The sequence below is a fragment of the Mycobacterium sp. D16R24 genome, from assembly GCF_002013385.1.
GTDB lineage: Bacteria > Actinomycetota > Actinomycetes > Mycobacteriales > Mycobacteriaceae > Mycobacterium.
The window spans coordinates 6,786-26,325 of record NZ_MAEV01000007.1; the positions used below are offsets into that span (position 1 = coordinate 6,786).

The window sequence follows — 19,540 nt, forward strand, 5'->3', positions numbered from 1 at the left end:
TCATCGAGTGGGACAGTTCGCCAACTGCTGGGCCAGGCTTCTGACCGATGGCGCATCGAACAACGCGAGCATCGTCAGGTTCACGTCCAGGGCCGTGTTGATCGCGGCGACCACACGCATCGCCCCAAGCGAATTGCCACCCAGGTCAAAGAACGACTCTTCAACCCCGACCCGGTCCACACCCAGCACATGAGCGAAGATGCTGGCCAGGATCTGCTCGTTCAAGCTAGCCGGGGGGCAATAGGCGCCGTTGGTCTCGCTGACGTCGCCAACCGAAACCCCAGCCGGCGGTGCGGTCCGGTTGATCCACCCGCTCCACCGCGTGCGCCCGGTCTTGTCCGATAGGTTCAGGGACGACAACGTGCGCCCCGGGTGCGAGGTCATCCACACCAGCACCTGTATGAACCGCTCGATCAGCTCTTCAATGCTGTCCGCGTCGAACACATCCATGTCGTACTGAACCCGAAGGTCCAATTCACGGCCGGGGCCGGCCTGCACGGCGATCGGATAATGGTAGTAGTCGCGACTGCTGAAACCTGTGATGGCTAAACCGTCGATCTCCGACTTCGTCCCCGTATCGGTCGGATAGTTCTCGTAGACGAAAACGGTGTCGAACAGTCTCTCCTGACCGGTAATGCGGTGAATGTCACTAAGCGCCAGATGCTGGTGATCGAGAGTGTCGTTATGCGCACTCTGCAACTGATGCAACAGATCTGAGGTAGTGGTATCCGCGGCGACGGTCGCCCGCACCGGCACCGTGTTGATCAACAGTCCCACCATCGATTCCGCACCGAGCACCTCGGCCGGCCGTCCCGAGACTGTCGAACCGAAGGCGATATCGTGCTGGCCGGTTACCGAACTCAGCAGCAACGCCCACGCGCCCTGCAGCACGATGTTGACGGTGGTCTGGTGCGAGCGCGCCAGCTTGGTGAGCGCACGCGTGGTCTTGGAAGGCACCCTAAACGAATCGACACTTCGCCGTCCAAACTGCAACTTCTGCTGCGGGCCAACGAGAACGGGCGTGTGAAAACCGTCCAACGCCCGACGCCAAGCCGCATGCGCAGCGTCGTGATCACGTTCGGACAGCCAGGTCACGAAGCTGCGGTACGACGCGGCCGGGGGCAGTCGCAGCCCGTGATAGCCGGCGAAAATCTCCTGCATGAGAATCGGCATGGACCAGCCATCGAGCACGATGTGGTGATTGGTGAGCACAAACCGATGCCGGTCGTCCGCGATACGGATGAGCACAGCCCGGAACGCCGGCTGCTCGGCGAGATCGCAGACCGCGGCGCGTTCGGCGGCGCATATCTGTTCGATCTGCTCATTGACATCCAGATCGGCTCTGTCGGTGTCCAACTCGATGTATCGCCAGGGAGCTGTGGGATCGGCAGGAATTATTTGCACCGGATGCTCGAACTGTTCGGAGAAGCGAGCCGCCAGGTGCGGATGCCTTCCGACCACCGCCTGCACCGCATCGCCGAGCCGCTCCGCGTCGAGCGAGCCGCTCATCGCGATATCGAACTGCACCGCATACACATCGTCGCCCGAGCTGTTCGCGATACCCGCGTGATAGAGCAGACCCTGCTGCAAGGGGGTCAGCGGTAGCACGTCGGCGATCGGGAATTGATTCTGCAGCCCATCGATCTGCTGCTGGCTGAGCCGGGCGGGGACGATATCGGACGGCGTCAATCCGCCTCCGCCCCTTCGTACATACGCGCAGATTCCGGCCAGCGCGTCAAACCACAGCCGGTTGATCCGGGCGACCGCCATGCGATCCAGTGCGGTCGGCGCCCAGGTCCAGGTGGCGTTCAGATGCGGGCCGGTGTCCGTGTCGATGGTGACGGCATTGAGCTCCACGGTGTGCGGCAGCGCGATGGGCATCGCCCCGGCGGCGCCAGTCAGGGACAAGCCTTCTTGACTGAAGCGCCATACATCTCCGGAGGCGTAGGCCGCCGGAGCCCCCAACCGCCCGAGATAGTTGAACCCGATTGCCGGGTCGGATGCGGGCAGATCCACATCGGGGTTGAGGTAGCGCAGCAGACCGTAGGTCAGGCCGTCGGGTAGACCACGAAGCTGCTCCTTGGCATCTTTGATGACCGTTCCCAGCGCCGTGTCTCCGGCCACCACCTGCGTCCAGCGCAACCCACCGACCGCCAACGACACCGGGTACTTGGTGGTGAACCACCCCACCGTGCGCGACAGGTCGATACTGCGATCCGCGGCTCCCTCCGGGTCCGCCAATTCCTCCTGGCGTCCATGGCCCTCGACATCAATGGCGATCGGAGCACCGCCGGTTCCCAAATGCTGTGCCCACGCCAAGGCAAAGGCGATCAACAAGATCTCGTGTACCCCGGTGTGAAATGCCGCCGGCACCTCACCAAGGAGCATGTGCGTTGTCTCGGCATCGAGAAACTCGGTGAGGTATCCGGCCGTGGCAAACGTATCCTCAGCCGGTTGCGGAGCAGCCAGGGCCGAGGGGATCGCCCCCACCCGCCGCCACGCATCCGCCTCACGCACTACGGCGGGCTGGCGCGCGTGTTTGGCCAGCCGGTCGGCCCACCGCTGGAACGATGTTCCCGCCGGCGGCAGCAGCACCTCTTGCCCACCACGCAGCTGCGTAGAGGCGATGGTCAAGTCCTCCAAAAGAATCCGCCACGACACCCCGTCGACGGCCAGATGGTGAACGATCAACACCAGCTGGCTGCTGGCAGTTACCCATAGCGCGCGCAGCATCACCCCGGCCGCCGGGTTCAACCGCGACCGCGCCGCCACCACCGCCTCATCGGTCAATGTGTCCACCGATTGCAGACACTCATGCGCGTCGACCGTGCCCGGCTCGGGCACCGTCAACGACCAGCCCCCGGCATCGTCACCCTGGGCACGCAGCCGCAACATGCCGTGTCGATCCAGCAAGGCCTGCAGCATGATGACAACGGCCGCCTCGGTGACACCTGTGGGTGATTGCAGCACCACGGTCTGGTTGAACTCGTCAATCGGGCCGTCAATCCCCTTCAACCACTGCATTATCGGGGTTGCCACCACTGACCCGAGGCCCTCGTCGACCACACCGCCGGTGGTGTCCGCCATCCTGACCACCCGTGCCAGCCGGGCCACGGTCTGCTGCACGAAGATATCGCGCGGCCGACCGACCAGGCCGGCGCCATGAGCCCGCCACACCACCTGGATGGCGGAAATGCTGTCCCCACCGAGGTCGAAGAATGAATCGTCGACGCCAACCCGGTCCAGACCCAGAACCTGCGCGTAGATGCCAGCCAGAATCTCCTCGACAAGGGTGGCGGGGGCCCGATAGTGATCGACATCGGTGTATTCCGGTGCGGGCAGGGCCTTCTTATCGATCTTGCCGTTGACCGTCAATGGCAAGGCCGCCAAGGCGACCACGGCGGCAGGCACCATGTAGTTCGGGAGACACTCGGCCAGCTGGGCGCGGATCTTGCCCGAGTCGGCGGTACCAGTGATGTAGCCGACCAGACGCTTATCACCCGGACGATCTTCCCGGGCAATCACAACCGCCTGCTCAACCCCATCCAGATCCATTAACGCCGAATGGATTTCACCGAGCTCAATGCGATGTCCGCGGACCTTCACCTGCTCATCGGCGCGCCCCGCATACTGCAGCTGGCCGTCCTGCCCCCAGCACATCAAGTCCCCGGTGCGGTACATCCGCGACCCCGGCGTCCCAAACGGGCAAGCCACAAACCGCGAGGCGGTCAAGCCGGTCCTGCCCACATAACCATGGCCCAAACCAGCACCCGCCACGTACAACTCGCCAACCACACCGACCGGTACCGGCCGCAACCATCCATCCAGCACGGAAAACCCGAGATGGGCCAGCGGCACACCGATCGGGCTGACCGTGCTCTCAAGATCGGCGGCCGTGATTTCACGGAACGAGGCATGCACCGTCGTTTCGGTGATCCCGTACATATTGATCAATCGTGGTAACACCGGATGCCGGTCCCGCCACGGCTTCAAACGCTGCGGTTCCAACGCCTCCCCTCCGAACACCACCACCTCGACACCGAGCTGGCCCGCGGACTCGGCGGCCATCGCATCCACCGTCTGCAGCGCGTAGAACGCCGACGGCGTCTGGCTCAACACGCTGACCTGCTCATCGACCAACAGAGCATGGAACTCTTCGGGTGACCGCACCACCGATTCGGACACAACCACCAGCCGCCCACCATGCAGCAGGGCGCCAAAGATCTCCCACACCGAGAAGTCGAAAGCTAGCGAATGGCTCTGCGCCCACACCTGGCCCGCCGACAACTCGAGGTCGGCATCAAGCGCTCGCAGTAGACGAGTCACATTCCGATGCGGAATGGCAACACCTTTGGGCACACCGGTTGTCCCCGAGGTATAGATCACGTAGGCGACATCTGCGGCCGTCGGTCCCACCGACGGCACGCCGGCCGGCTGAGCATCAAGCGCCGGGTCATCAATGTCCATGACAACGACCCCGTACCCATCCAACCGATTCACCAGATCGGCGGTGGTCACCGCGACTACCGGCTCGGCGTCCGCGACCACGAACTCCAGCCGTGTATCCGGCACCGCCGGATCGATCGGCACATAGGCCGCACCGGTCTTGAGGACCGCGAGGATCGACACGATCGCCTCAATCGACCGCGAGAACAGCAGGGCCACTCGCTCTCCAGGGCCCACGCCATACTGGATAAGCAAGTGCGCCAATCTGTTCGATGCCTCATCCAGTTCCTGGTAGGACAGATGACTGCCGTCGAAACAGACCGCCACCGCCCCCGGCACCCGAGCGACCTGCTGCGCGAACAACGCGGGGATCGACACCGGGGTCTCGGGCCTGCCCAACTCTGCCCGATTGCCCCAGCCATCCAACTGAGCGAGCTCCTCGACATCCAACACGTCGATCGCCGACAACGGCCGGGTGTCGTCGGCAGTCATCGCCTCGAGCACCCGTTGCAACCGATCGATCAGAGTCTCGACACTGCCCGTGTCGAACACATCGGTGCGAAACTCCACCGTCCCCAAAATCCCGGCGGCATCGCCTGATTCGGTCCAAGACTCGGACAATGAAAACGACAGATCCATGCGGGCCGAGTGAGTACCCAGCGGTAACTGGGTGAGCCGCAGGTCTGCCAACGCCACTCCGCCGCGAGAGTCGCCTATCTGTCCGGGCACGTTCTGCCAAGCCAGCATCACCTGCACCAAGGGGTGATGGGTCAGCGACCTGGCCGGATTCAATCGCTCGACGAGCACCTCGAATGGCACGTCCTGATTCTCGAAAGCGCCCAAACTGCGTGCCCGCACCTGAGCCAACACCTCGGTGACACTAGGGTCCCCTGCTAGGTCGACCCGCAGCACCAACGTATTGACGAAAAACCCGACCAGTTCATCGAGCGCCGGGTCGCGACGTCCGGCGATCGGGAATCCCACCGCCACATCAGAACTCGCGCTGAGCTTGGAGAACAGCACAGCGAGGGCCGCCTGCATGACCATGAAACTCGTCGCGTTGTGTTCCCGGGCCAATCGATTGACCTGCTGCTGCAGATCCGCAGGCCAGGTCACGTCCACCCTGGAGCCACGTTGATCAGCCACCAATGGATACGGCCGGTCGGTCGGCAGCGCCAAACGCTCGGGCATCTCGGCCAGCGCTTCTTCCCAGTAGGTCAATTGCCGGGAGATGCGGCTCTCGCTGTCATCCAGCACGCCCAGCTGCGCGCGCTGCCACAGTGTGTAATCGGCGTATTGGACGGCCAATGGCTTCCAATCGGGGGCCTGCCCCGCATGCCGACTGGCGTAGGCCACACCCAGGTCGGCGACCAGTGGGGTAACCGACCAACCGTCTGCGGCGATATGGTGCACCACCGCCACCAATACGTGATCATCCTCGGCAGTGCGGAAAAGCCTTGCTCTCACCGGGATCTCAGTCGAGAGGTTGAAACTGTGCCGCGCCGAATCCGCAATCGATTCTTCCAGTCGGCCTGCCGGCCATCCGGACGCATCCACAACGTCCCAGCCGAATTCGATCTCCTCGGCCGCGACGACCAGTTGCTGCGGTTTCCCGTCGACCGCCGGGAACAGCGTGCGCAGGCTCTCATGGCGATTCAGCACGTCCACGAACGCCGAGCCAAGGGCATCCTCATCAAGGGGCCCCTGCAGGCGCAGCCCCACCGCCAGATTGTAAACCGGTGAAGGACCATGCAATTGGTCGATGAACCAGAGTCGGCTCTGCGCAAAAGACAGGGGCATCACCTCCGGCCGCTCGCCGGCTACCAAGGGCTCCAGTCGACGCTCGTCACCTCCGATTCGGAGCATCAGCTGCGCCACCGTCGGAGCGTCGAACACCGCGCGCTCTTCTAGACCGGCATCCATGGACCGGTTGAGCGCGGCGACCAGACGCATCGCCAACAGCGAGTCCCCACCTAGGTCGAAGAATGAGTCGTCGATACCGACGCGGTCCAGGCCCAGAACTTGCGCATAGATGCCAGCCAGGATCTCCTCGGTCGGATTTGCCGGGGCGCGGTATTGATCGATGGATCGATACTCCGGCGCCGGCAAGGCGCTCTTGTCGAGTTTTCCATTGACAGTCAACGGAAAGCCTCGCAAGGTGACCACCGCGACAGGGACCATGTAGGAGGGCAGCCTGTCGGACAACCCATCACGCAACACCACCGGGTCGGCCGTGCCGGTGATGTAGGCGACCAACCGCCTATCTCCGGGACGGTCTTCGCGAGCGATAACTACAGCCTGGTCGACACCTTCGAAACCCAGTAACACTGACTGAATTTCACCGAGCTCGATGCGATGCCCACGAATCTTGACCTGCTCGTCGGCCCGGCCCAAATATCGCAGTTGTCCGTCGGAGCCCCAGCACACCAGGTCTCCGGTGCGATACATCCTGGTACCGGGCTCTCCGAACGGACAGGCCACAAATCTGGTGGTGGTCAACGGCGCACGTCCCAGATAGCCATAACCCAAAGCCGCACCGGCCACATACAGCTCGCCGACCACATCAACCGCTACCGGCTGCATCCAGTCATCCAGGACCGCAAATGCCAAGTGGCCAAGAGGTACTCCGATCGGGCTGTCTGCGCCGTCGACGTCGCCGGCAACGATCTGACGGAACGAGGCGTGGACCGTCGTCTCGGTAATCCCATACATGTTGATCAATCGCGGTGACCCTGGATGGCCCTCGAACCACCCCCTCAGACGCTGCGGCTCCAACGCCTCCCCTCCGAAGATCACCGCCGCAAGATCGAGCTGCCGACCGTTCGGCCGAGTCGCGTCCAGAGCCTGCAACGCATAGAACGCCGACGGCGTCTGACTCAGCACGTTGACGTGTTCATCAACAAGCAGCGCATGGAACTGTTCGGGTGAGCGCACCACCGAATCCGACACCACCACCAGCCGTCCGCCATGCAGCAGCGCACCGAAAATCTCCCACACCGAGAAATCGAAGGCCAACGAATGACACTGGGACCAAACCTGTCCCGGCGACAACTCCAGCTCGTCGTCAATTGCCTCAATCAGCCGCGTCACATTATGGTGCGCAATAGCAACACCTTTCGGGACGCCGGTGGTTCCAGAGGTATAGATCACGTACGCGATATCATCGCCGCCGGGCGTCACCAATGTTGGCCGTCCATCAACCGCAGCAGTCTCGGTGTCGGCGGGGACATCGCCAACGTCAATGACCACCAGCCCGCGTCCGTTCAGTCGGCTCGCCAGATCGGAGGTGGTGACCGCGACCAACGGCTCAGCATCGGCCAGCACGAACTCCAGCCGCGCATCCGGCACCGATGGGTCAATCGGCACATACGACGCACCGGTTTTCAACACCCCCAGGATCGCTACGACTGCCTCAACCGATCGTGAGAACAGCAACGCCACCCGCTGCCCTGCACCCACCCCGTGCGAAAGAAGCCAGTACGCCAACCGATCCGAGGCCTCATCGAGTCCGCGGTATGACACGTGGCTGCCACCGAAGCTGGCCGCCACCGCGCCCGGATGACGCGCAACCTGCTCGGCGAACAATGCCGGAATCGACATCGAGGTCACGGGACGGTCCAGCGCGGCCCGGTTACCCCACACATCCAGCTCCGTGCGCTCATCCGTATCGCCCAGATCCATGGACAACAAACGCCTGCTGGCATCGGCTTTCACTGTTGCTGCACCTCCCCCGTCATGGCCTCCAGCACTCGCTGGAATCGCTCGACGATCTTCTGCACCCGGTTCACACCGAACGCGGCGGTATCGAATTCGACACGCAGGACCAGTTCATTGCCGGGCATGGCTTGCAGGGTCAGCGGGTAGTGGTTGTACTCGCGGCCACTGACTTCGGTGATGGCCAACCCGTCTGCCATCGATGACGCCACGGACTCCACCGGATAGTTCTGGTAGACGAACAGGGTGTCGAACAGTTGGTCATGACCGACGGCATGGTGGATCTCACTGAGGGCCAGATGCTGGTGGTCGAGGGTATCGCTATGGCGGCGCTGCAGATTGTCCAGCAGCTCGGCGATGGTGGTGTCCGGCGTGATCGTCGCTCGCACCGGCACGGTGTTGATCAGCAGGCCGACCATTGAATCCGCACCCGCCACCTCCGCGGACCGGCCTGAGACCGCGACACCGAAGGCGACATCGTGTCGGCCCGTCAGCCACATCAGCACCTGCGCCCAGGCCGCTTGCAGCACGGTGTTGACCGTGGTGTGTTCAGCACGCGCCAATTCGTTGACAGCCCTTGTTGTCTCAGCGGGCAATCGGTAGGTCTCCGTGGCTCGTCGCCCTGACGTTGTCCTGGCCTTGGGGGCGACCAAGGCCGGGGTGTCGAATCCTGCGAGAACGTCGCGCCAGGCCTCGCGCGCACTGTCGACATCTCGATCGGACAGCCATGTCACAAACCTGCGGTACGACGCGACCGCGGGAAGGCGCTGTCCGTAATAGCCGGCGAATATCTCCTGCAGCAGGATTGGCAGTGACCAACCGTCGAGCACGATGTGGTGATAGGTCATGACAAACCGGTGAACATCATCGGATACGCGGATCAGTGCCGCGCGGAAGGCCGGCTGGCTGACCAGGTCACACACCAATGCCCGCTCGACGGCACACAGCTCCCGCAGCCTGTCGTCCATATCGGTTTTCTTCGTGGATAGGTCGAGGTACTGCCAAGGCACGCTGGGGTTGGCCGGAATGATCTGCACCGGTTCGTCGAATCTCTTGTCGAACCGGGCCGCCAGGTTCGGATGGCGGTTGATCACTGCGCGTACCGCCTCACGCAGCCGCTGCGCATCCAGCGGACCAGTTACCGTGACATCGAGCTGCATGGCGTAGACGTCATCATCATTACCGCGAGTGGCATTGGCCTGGAACAGAAGTCCGCGCTGCAGGGGTGTCAGGGGCAGCACATCGGCGATCGGGTCGTCTCGATCGAGTTCGTCGATCTCCTGCTGGGTGAGGCGGGCGGGGGCGATGTCGGACGGTGTTAGACCACCGCCACCCCCGCGCACATGCATGCAGATCCCGGTCAGAGCGTCGAACCACAGCTGGCTGAGTCGACCCACTTGCACATCGTCAAGTGCCGAGGGGGCCCACGTCCAACTGGCGTAAAGACTTGGACCGGAGTCTGTCTCGGCGGTACTCGCGTTGAGTTCCAGGGTATGTCCGAGGGGCATGGATATCGCGGCGGCCGCGGCGGATACCTCCGCTGCGTCGTGACTGACCTGCCACAGTTCGGTGAGGACCTCCGACTCTGCGGCCCCGGCCGCCCCCAGTCGGCCGAGGTAGTTGAATCCAATGGCCGGATCCGGTCCGGACAGATCGATATCCGAGTTGAGGTAGCGCGTCAGTCCGTAGGTCATGCCCTCGGGCAGCGCCCGCAATTGTTCCTTGGCGTCTTTGATCACGCGTCCAAGTGCGGCATCACCTGCCACCACCTGGTCCCAGCGCAACCCGCCCCCGGATCGCCCAACATGGCTCGCGACTCGCAATGCCACCGGGTACTTGGAGGTAAACCAACCGACGGTGCGGGATAGATCGATGTTGGCAGCGATGTCCCCGAGATCCTCCACGCGGCCGTGCCCCTCGACGTCGATACCTATCGGCAAGGTGACGCCAAGGAATTGGGTTAACGCCAACGCATAAGCGATCAACAAAATGTCTTGAACCCCAGCGTGGAACGCCGCCGGGACCTCGCCCAACAGCGCGCGGGTCGTCTCAACATCCAGCGATGCCGTGAGATTGCCTGCGGTGGCATACGTGTCCAGCTCGGGCCGAACCGCGGGCAATGCCGATGGGGTTGCCAACACCCGGCGCCAGCTGTCGGCCTGTTCCACCGCGTCCGCGGTGTGCGCGTATTCGCCGAGCAGTGATGCCCACCGGGCGAATGAGGTTCCGGTCGTCGGCAATGCCACGGGTTGACCCTGGCGATGCTGCACCCACGCGATATTGAGGTCTTCGAGCAGGATCCGCCAGGACACCGCGTCAACGGCCAGATGATGAATCATCAGTACCAGCTGGCTCGTAGACGTCACCCACAACGCGCTGACCATCTCTCCCGCGCCCGGATTCAACCGCGACCGCGCCATCATCAACGCCTCATCGGAAAGCGTGTCCGCCGAGTTGAGATGCGGCAGCACTGAACCCTTTTCAGGAACCAGAAGTGACCAGTCCTGGGCATCGTCCACCTCGGCGCGCAGTCGCAGCATGCCGTGCCGGTCGAGCAGCGCACCCAAGACAACCTCCACCTCGGACTCGGTAGCTCCCGGCGGGGCCTGGATAACCACCGTCTGGTTGAACTGGCCGATCGGGCCCCCGGATTTTTCGACCTCCCGCAGCCAGCGCATGATCGGGGTCGCCGCAACTGGCCCGACACCCTCGTCAAGCGGACCTGTGTCATCGCTGGCCATACCGACCACTTGGGCCAGTCTGGACACGGTCTGCTCAACAAAGATGTCTCGGGGCCGACACGTCACACCGCATGCCCGGGCCCGGGCAACCACTTGCATTGACAGGATGCTGTCGCCGCCCAGGTCGAAGAAGGAATCGTCGACTCCGACACGATCGAGCCCGAGAACCTGGGCGTAGATGCCAGCCAGTGTCTCCTCGATCGCATCGGCCGGAGCGCGGTATCGATCGACGTCCTGATACTCCGGAACCGGCAGCGCGCGGGTATCGAGCTTGCCGTTCACCGTCAACGGCAAGGCATCCAGAACAACAATCGCGCTCGGGACCATATATCCAGGAACTCTGTCTGCCAATGCATTTCGCAGCCCGGCCGAGTCCACCGCCCCGGTTACCGATTCGGTGACGTAACCGACCAGACGCTTGATCCCCGGTTGGTCCTCGCGGGCGATCACCACTGCCTGCGATACGGCATCCAGCGCAGCCAACGCCGCCTGCACTTCTCCGAGTTCGATGCGGTACCCACGGATCTTCACCTGGTCATCGGCACGCCCGAGGTACTGCAGCTGGCCATCGGCTCGCCAGCTCACCAGATCGCCGGTGCGATACATCCGCGCACCGGCCTCACCGAACGGGCACGCCACAAAGCGCGATGACGTCAACCCCGACCGGCCCAGGTATCCGCAGGCCACACCATCGCCGGCCACGTAGAGCTCGCCGGTCACACCGACCGGCACTGGCCGCAACCACTCATCGAGTACGAACAGCGCCGATGTCGGCACGGGCGCACCGATGGGCGCGGCCCCGGATCCAGCCGTCAACGGTGTGCTCATCGATGCGTAGACCGTGATTTCGGTGGGACCGTAGGCGTTGATCACCGTCCGTGCCGGTGCCCAGCGATCCACTACCTCGCCGGGACAGGCCTCGCCACCGAGAAGCAGCGCCACCGACTCCAGCCCCTGCGGCGACAATGCCCCAGCCGCAGAGGGGGTCTGGGTGAGCACGTTGACGCGCTCGCCGACCAGCAGTGCATGGAACTCATCGGGTGAGCTCACCATCGATTCGGGCACCACCACCAGGCGTGCGCCGCCGAGCAGCGCGGCCCAGATCTCCCAGACCGAGAAGTCGAACGCGTACGAATGACACTGTGTCCATACCTGATCCGTGGGCAGGTGCTCCGGAGTCGACCGCGCCAAGTGGGTCACATTGTGGTGCGTGACGGCCACTCCCTTGGGTACACCGGTGGTTCCCGATGTGTAGATGAGGTAGGCGATGTCCTCGGGAGCCGGGTCAGGAAGTGCCGTACCGAGTTCGTCATTCACCATGCAGTCATCGATATCGGACATATCGCCGACATCGATGACCACCAACCCTCGACCGTCCAACCGCTCGGCCAGACCGCCGGTGGTCATCGCGACCACGGGCGCCGCATCGGCCAGCATGAAATCCATCCGCGCGGCAGGCACCGCCGGGTCGATCGCGAGATACGCCGCCCCGGACTTCAGTACCGCCAGCATGGCGACGATCGCCTCGGCGGAGCGTTCCATCAGCAGCGCAACGCAGCCTCCCGGACCCGCACCCTGCGCGATGAGCATGTGCGCCAAGAGATTCGCGGCCCCATCGAGTTGCCGATAGGTCATCGAACGCTCGCCGTGGGTAATCGCCACCGCCTCGGGCGTGCGCGCCACCTGCTCCCCGAACAACTCCAGGACCGATACCGGAGCGCTTCGCTTCCGGCACAACATCGCTCGATTACCCATGGCGTCAAGACGGGCGTGCTCCCGCGCATCGACCACGTCGATCGATGAGAGGCGCCGGCCCACGTCGGCGGTCATCGCCATCACCACCCGCTCGAAGCGGTCGATCAGCGTTTCGATGCTGGCCCGGTCGAAGACGTCGGTGCGGAACTCCACCGTCCCGCCGATACCGGCGGGATCACCGGTGTGCGTTCGACGTTCGGCTATCGAGAAGCTCAGATCCATCCGAGCGGTCTGGGTGTCGGCCGCCATCTGGTTGACCTCCAGGTCACCCAGTGCCAATCCGGGCCCGGACGTGTTGTTGTCCTGTCCGGGGACGTTCTGCCAGCCCAGCGCCACCTGGACCAGGGGATGGTGGGTCAGGGATCGGGTGGGGTTGAGCCGCTCGACAAGCACTTCGAAAGGCACGTCCTGGTTTTCGTACGCGGCCAGACTCCGTCCTCGCACCTGGGCAAGCAGCTCCGCGATTGTCGGATCACCGGCCAGGTCCACCCGCAATACCAGGGTGTTGACAAAGAACCCGATCAGCTCATCGAGGGCTGGGTCTCGGCGCCCCGCGATCGGGAATCCCACGGCGACATCGGTACTTCCGCTGAGCTTGCCCAGCAGTACCCCGAGCGCGGCCTGCAGCACCATGAAGCTGGTGGCATTGTGTTCCCTTGCCACTCTTGCAATCTGCTGTTGCAGGGCAGCGGGCCAGTCCAGTGCAACGGTGGCGCCGCGCTGATCTGCGGCCGGCGGGTATGGCCGGTCGGTGGGTAGCTCCACCCGTTCGGGCATCCCCGACAGCGCATCCTGCCAGTAGTTCACCTGGGTAGCGATGCGACTCTCACCATCGTCGAGATCGCCGAATTCGGCGCGTTGCCATAGCGTGTAATCGACGTACTGCACCGCCAAGGGCGTCCAACCGGGAGCCTGGCCCGCGGCCCGGCTGGCGTACGCCACCCCGAGGTCGGCCACCAGTGGAGTGATCGACCAGGCGTCGGCCGCAATGTGGTGTACCACGGCCGCCAACACGTGTTCGTCGCCTGTGATGCGGAAGAGCCGCGCTCTCAAGGGTATTTCAGTAGCCAGATCGAAGGTGTGCCGCGCCGCCTCGCCAATGGCCTCCTTTAGCTGTCCCGCCGTCCAACCGGTGGCATCGACGATGTCCCAGCCAAAGTGAGCACGGTCGGAGGGCACAACCAGCTGCCGCGGCACTCCCCCTGTCGCCTGGAACAGGGTTCTCAGGCTCTCGTGGCGGGCCACCACATCAGCCAGCGCTGCACCCAGCGCGCCGACGTCCAGGTCCCCGCTGATTCGAAGAGCTGTCGCCATGTTGTAGACCGGCGAAGGCCCTTGTAATTGATCCAGGAACCACAACCGCGATTGGGCAAACGAGAGCGGAATCTCTGCAGGCCGCTCGCGAGCCACCAATGCGCCGATCGTGTTCGACTCCCCGCCGATGCGAGGTGCCAACTGGGCCACCGTCGGCGCTTCGAACACGGTGCGCACTGATATCGCGGCATCCAGGTCGGCATTGACCGCCGCGATCAGACGCATCGCTGACAGCGAATCCCCGCCCAGGTCGAAGAACGAGTCGTCGATGCCCACGCGTTCCACACCCAGTACCCGCGCGTAGCTTCCGGCCAAGATCTCCTCGGTGAGGGTGCTCGGGGCGCGGTAGCGATCGATGTCCTGATACTCGGGTGCCGGTAGGGCGCGGGTGTTGAGCTTGCCGTTGACGGTCATCGGCAACGTCGCCAGCACCACTACAGCGGCCGGAACCATGTAGGCCGGCAGCTGCTCGGCAAGTTGGGCGCGCAACTTGGCCGGATTCGTTGTCCCGGTCACGTAGCCCACCAGGCGCTTGTCACCAGGGCGGTCCTCGCGGGCGATCACCGCCGCCTGCCCGACCCCGTCCAGTCCCGCCAACACCGCCTGGACTTCTCCGAGCTCGACGCGATACCCACGGATCTTGACCTGCTCATCGGCGCGTCCCACGTACCGCAGCTGCCCGTCCGTGCCCCAGCGCACCAGATCACCCGTGCGATACATCCGTTGTGGCGACGCTCCCGCGCCGACGAAAGGACAGGCGACAAATCGCGAGGCCGTCAAACCGGTTCGGCCCACGTATCCCACACCCACACCGCGGCCAGCGATGTACAACTCGCCGACCACACCGGGGGGCACGAGACGCATCGACCCGTCCAGCACGAACATCGCCGCACCCGAAACCGGTACACCGATCGGAATGTTCGGTCCCGCCGACTCGGCATTCAGCGGCTCACTCCGTGAGGCGCAGATCGTGGTCTCGGTCGGGCCGTACGCGTTGACCATCAGCCGTCCGGGGGCCCAGCGGTCCACCACCTCAGCCGAGCAGGTCTCACCGGCCACCAACAAGGACACCGATCCCAAGGCCTCGGGCTCAAGCATCGCGACGGCCGAGGGCGTCTGGCTCAACGCGCTGACCTGTTCGGCCACCAGCAAGGCGGTGAGGTCCTCCGGTGAGCGCGCTACCGACTCCGGCACCACGACCAGCCGTCCCCCATGCAGCAGCGCGCCCCAGATCTCTTCCACCGACGCGTCGAAGGCATAGGAGTGCCACTGCGTCCACACCTGCCCTGCCAGGAAGGTGTCCCGTGTCCCCATCAGCTGCGTCACGTTGTGGTGAGTGATCGCAACGCCCTTGGGGACACCGGTAGTACCCGATGTATAGATGATGTACGCGAGATCATCCGGATCCGGCAGTGGCAGTGGCAGTGCGGAATCCACCGCGGGAGCGGCGGCATCCGCGATGTCGCCGACATCGATGATTGGCAGGTCGTACCCGGCCAGACGATCGGCGAGACCCGCCGTGGTGATCGCGGTGGCCGGCGCGGCATCGGCAAGCATGAATTCGATTCGCGCGTCGGGCAGTGCCACGTCGATCGGCAGATATGCGGCCCCGGTCTTGAGCACCGCCAACATTGCCGTGATCGCTTCCGGGGAGCGTTCAGCCAGCAGTGCCACGCATGCACCTCGGCGGACACCCTGGGCGATGAGTCTGTGCGCCAAACGATTTGTGGCATCGTCGAGTTCGCCGTAGGTCATCTCACGTCCGTCGAAACTGATCGCGACCGCCTCGGCCGCACGCGCGACCTGTTCGGCGAACAATGACGGAATCGACACGGGGTCCGGAGCCGGGTCGGTTAACACCGCACGGTGGCCCCAGCCGTCGACGCGGGCGTGCTCGGCCTCATCGAGCACGTCGATGCTCGAAAGTCTCTGGGAGGGATCGGCCGTCATAGCGGCCACCACCCGCCGCCACCGTCCGAGCAGCGTTTCGATGCTGTGCGTGTCGAACACGTCGGTACGGAATTCCACCGCGCCGCCGATCCCGGCGGGCTCTCCGCCCTGGGTCCAGCGTTCCCCTAGCGAGAACGTCAGATCCATCCGGGCCGTCTGCGTATCCACCGGCAGCGGCGTCACCCGCAGGTCGCCGAGCCGCAACGCATCAGCGGGACCTGTGTCCTGCCATGGCAGATTCTGCCAGGCCAATGCCACCTGTACGAGCGGGTGATGAGTCAGGTTTCGGGTGGGATTGAGCCGCTCCACCAAGACTTCGAAGGGAACGTCCTGATGCTCGTACGCGGCCAGGCTGCGCTGCCGCACCTGGGCCAACAAGTCCGCCACAGTGGGATCACCGGCCAAGTCCACGCGCAGCACCAAATTGTTGACGAAGAAGCCCACCAACTCGTCCAGTGCCGGGTCCCGACGCCCCGCGATCGGGAAGCCAACGGCCACATCGGAAGTCCCACTGAGCCTGGAAAGCAGTACCGCCAGAGCGGCCTGCATCACCATGAAGCTGGTCGCGCCGTGTTCGCTCGCGACCATACGTATCTGCTGCTGCAATTCGGCCGGCCACTGAACATCCACGGTGGAACCACGCTGATCGGCGATAGGCGGGTAGGGCCGATCAGTGGGCAGCGCCACCCGCTCGGGGAGACCAGCGAGTGCGTCTTCCCAGTAAGCCAACTGCGCGGCGATGGGACTGGCGCCGTCGTCAAGGTCGCCCAACTGTGCACGCTGCCACAGCGTGTAGTCGACATACTGCGCAGCCAAGGGCTCCCAGTCGGGAGCGTGGCCAGCGCACCGGCTGCCATACGCCACACTCAGATCACGAACCAACGGCGTGAGGGACCACCCATCGGCAGCGATGTGGTGCACCACCGCTACCAACACGTGTTCATCCCTGGAGACACGGAAAAGCGTTGCCCGCAAGGGGATTTCAGCTGCCAGGTCAAAGCTGTAGCAGACTGCCGCAGCGACAGCCTCATCCAGGCGGCTCGACGGCCATGTCGTGGCATCGATGACATCCCAACCGAAGTCGGCCTCGTCCTCCGATACCACCACCTGCCGAGGCGTTCCACCGGGTGCCTCGAAGCGCGTGCGCAGACTTTCGTGACGGCCGATCAGGTCGCCCAGTGCCGCACCCAGCGCACGGGTATCAAGGCTCCCATGTAGCCGCAGGCCCACCGGCATGTTGTAAACCGGTGAGGGACCCTGCAATTGATCGACGAACCACAACCGGTTCTGGGCGAAAGACAGGGGAACCAGTGCGGGTCGGTCGCCCGCCACCAGCGGTACCAGGCGCCCCGTGCCCTCACCGATACGCGGAGCCAACTGGGCAACGGTGGGCGCCTCGAAGACCGTGCGCGCGGAAAGTTCGGTATTGAGGCTGGCGTTGATCGCTGCGACCAGACGCATCGTCGAGACGGAATCTCCACCGAGATCGAAGAATGAATCGTCGACGCCGACACGTTCCACATCCAGCACGCGCGCGAAGATTCCGGCCAGGATCTCTTCGACCGTGTCTGCCGGTGCCCGGTAATGGTCTGCATCCCGGTAGTCCGGCGCCGGCAACGCCCGGATGTCGAGCTTGCCGTTGACAGTCATGGGCAATGTCGCAAGCGCCATCACCGCGGCGGGAACCATGTAGCCGGGCAACCGATCCGCCAACGCCGCACGGGCGGTGATCGGATCGGCGCTTCCGGTGATGTAGCCGACCAGGCGCTTGTCTCCCGGACGGTCCTCGCGGGCGATCACCGCCGCGTGATCAACTCCCTCCAGCGCGGTCAGCGCCGATTGGATCTCGCCGAGCTCGATGCGGTACCCACGAATCTTGACTTGCTCGTCGGCGCGGCCTAGGTAGTCCAGCTGGCCGTCAGCGCGCCAACGCACCAGATCGCCGGTGCGGTACATGCGCGTTCCGGGCTCACCGAACGGACAGGCCATGAACCGCGATGCCGTCTGGCCCGAGCGACGCCAGTACCCCATGCCGACTCCCGCACCGGCCAGGTACAACTCACCGACCACGCCTGTAGGCACCGGGCGCAGCCACTCGTCCAGCACAAAGAACGATGCCCAGGCAGTCGGCGAGCCGATCGGCGGGGGACCCGCCTCGGCCTCCAAGGGAGCGCTGGCACACAACCACATCGTCGTCTCGGTGGGGCCGTAAACGTTGACCATCACCCGACCCGGCGCCCAGCGATCCACCAATGCCGGCGGACAGGGCTCCGCGCCGATGACCAGCGACACCGCCTCCAGACCGTCGACCGTCAGCATCGACACCGCCGACGGGGTTTGCGTCAGCACCGTCACCTGTTCACGCACCAGCAGCTCGTGGAAGTCACGCGGCGAACGGGCCACCAGCTCGGGCACCAGGACCAGCCGTCCACCGTGCAGCAGCGCACCCCAGATCTCCCACACCGAGAAGTCGAACGCGTACGAGTGGAATTGCGTCCACACCTGTCCCGGTTCCAGCGGCACGCCGATCTGTAACGAGTCGAACAGCTGCGTCACGTTGCGCTGACTGACTGCGACGCCCTTGGGTAACCCGGTAGTGCCCGAGGTGTAAATGATGTGGGCCATCTCGTCCGGAGCCGGCGGCGGCACCGCGGCACTCGGCTGGGCGGCAACAGCTGAATCCTCGACATCGAAGATCATCAGGTCGTACCCGGTGAAGCGGTCCACGAACATCGTGGTGGTGACGGCCGCGATCGGCGCCGCGTCAGACACCATGAACTCGACGCGGGCCGACGGCAGCGCTGGATCGATCGGTAGGTAAGCCGCGCCGGTCTTGAGCACCGCCAAGATCGCCACGACTGCCTCAGCCGACCGAGGGAACATCAACGCGACTCGCTCGCCCGGCCCCACTCCGCGACCAATGAGCATGTGCGCCAACCTGTTTGACGACTCATCGAGCTCTCGATACGTCAATGACCGATGCCCGCAGACCAGTGCCACCGCTTCCGGCACACGCGCCATCTGCACGGCAAACAGCTCCGGCACCGACGCCGGGGCTGGGAGACGTTTCAGCACGGCCCGATTACCCCACCGCTGCAGCCGGGCACGCTCTGTTCCGTCGAGCATCTCCACCGCCGCCAGGGACCGGCCCGGATCGGAGGTCATCGCCTCCAACACCGCCTCGATACGGTGCGCGAGGGCTTCGATATCGGCAGCGTCGAAAACTGCCGTGTCGTATTCGATACGCAGCCGCAGTTCTTCACCGGGTATGGCTTGCATCGTCAGCGGGTAATCGGTCGATTCGTGGCTCGTGATGTCGGTGATAGTGATGCCGTCAACGTCTGACAACGCGCCGCTATCCACCGGGTAGTTCTCAAACACGAACAGGGTGTCGAACAGTCGATCGTGGTCGGCGATGCGGTGAATCTCGCTGAGCGAGAAATGTTGATGCTCCAGGGTCTTGGCATGGGAGCGCTTCAATTGATCGAGCAGATCGACGGTGGTTGTCTGCGGGGTGATATCCGCACGCACCGGCACGGTATTGATCAACAGGCCCACCATCGATTCCGCGCCCACCACCTCGGCCGGCCGCCCGGAGACCACGGTGCCGAAGGCGACAT

2 protein-coding genes (1 of these 2 running past the window's edge) are annotated in these 19,540 nt (G+C 64.3%); both read right to left on the bottom strand.

The genetic code is table 11. The annotated features are described in order from the left end of the window. Positions 1 to 8,160, bottom strand: coding sequence for a non-ribosomal peptide synthetase (locus tag B4383_RS05425; RefSeq protein ID WP_139360553.1), 8,160 nt, complete (start codon positions 8,158 to 8,160; stop codon positions 1 to 3). Further along, positions 8,157 to 19,540 carry the 3' end of a non-ribosomal peptide synthetase gene (locus tag B4383_RS05430; RefSeq protein WP_078289969.1) on the bottom strand. The gene runs 13,021 nt beyond the window's last position, so 11,384 of the gene's 24,405 nt are visible here — the last part of the coding sequence; its start codon lies off the right edge, out of view; the stop codon is at positions 8,157 to 8,159. The genes B4383_RS05425 and B4383_RS05430 overlap by 4 nt, the downstream gene beginning before the upstream one ends.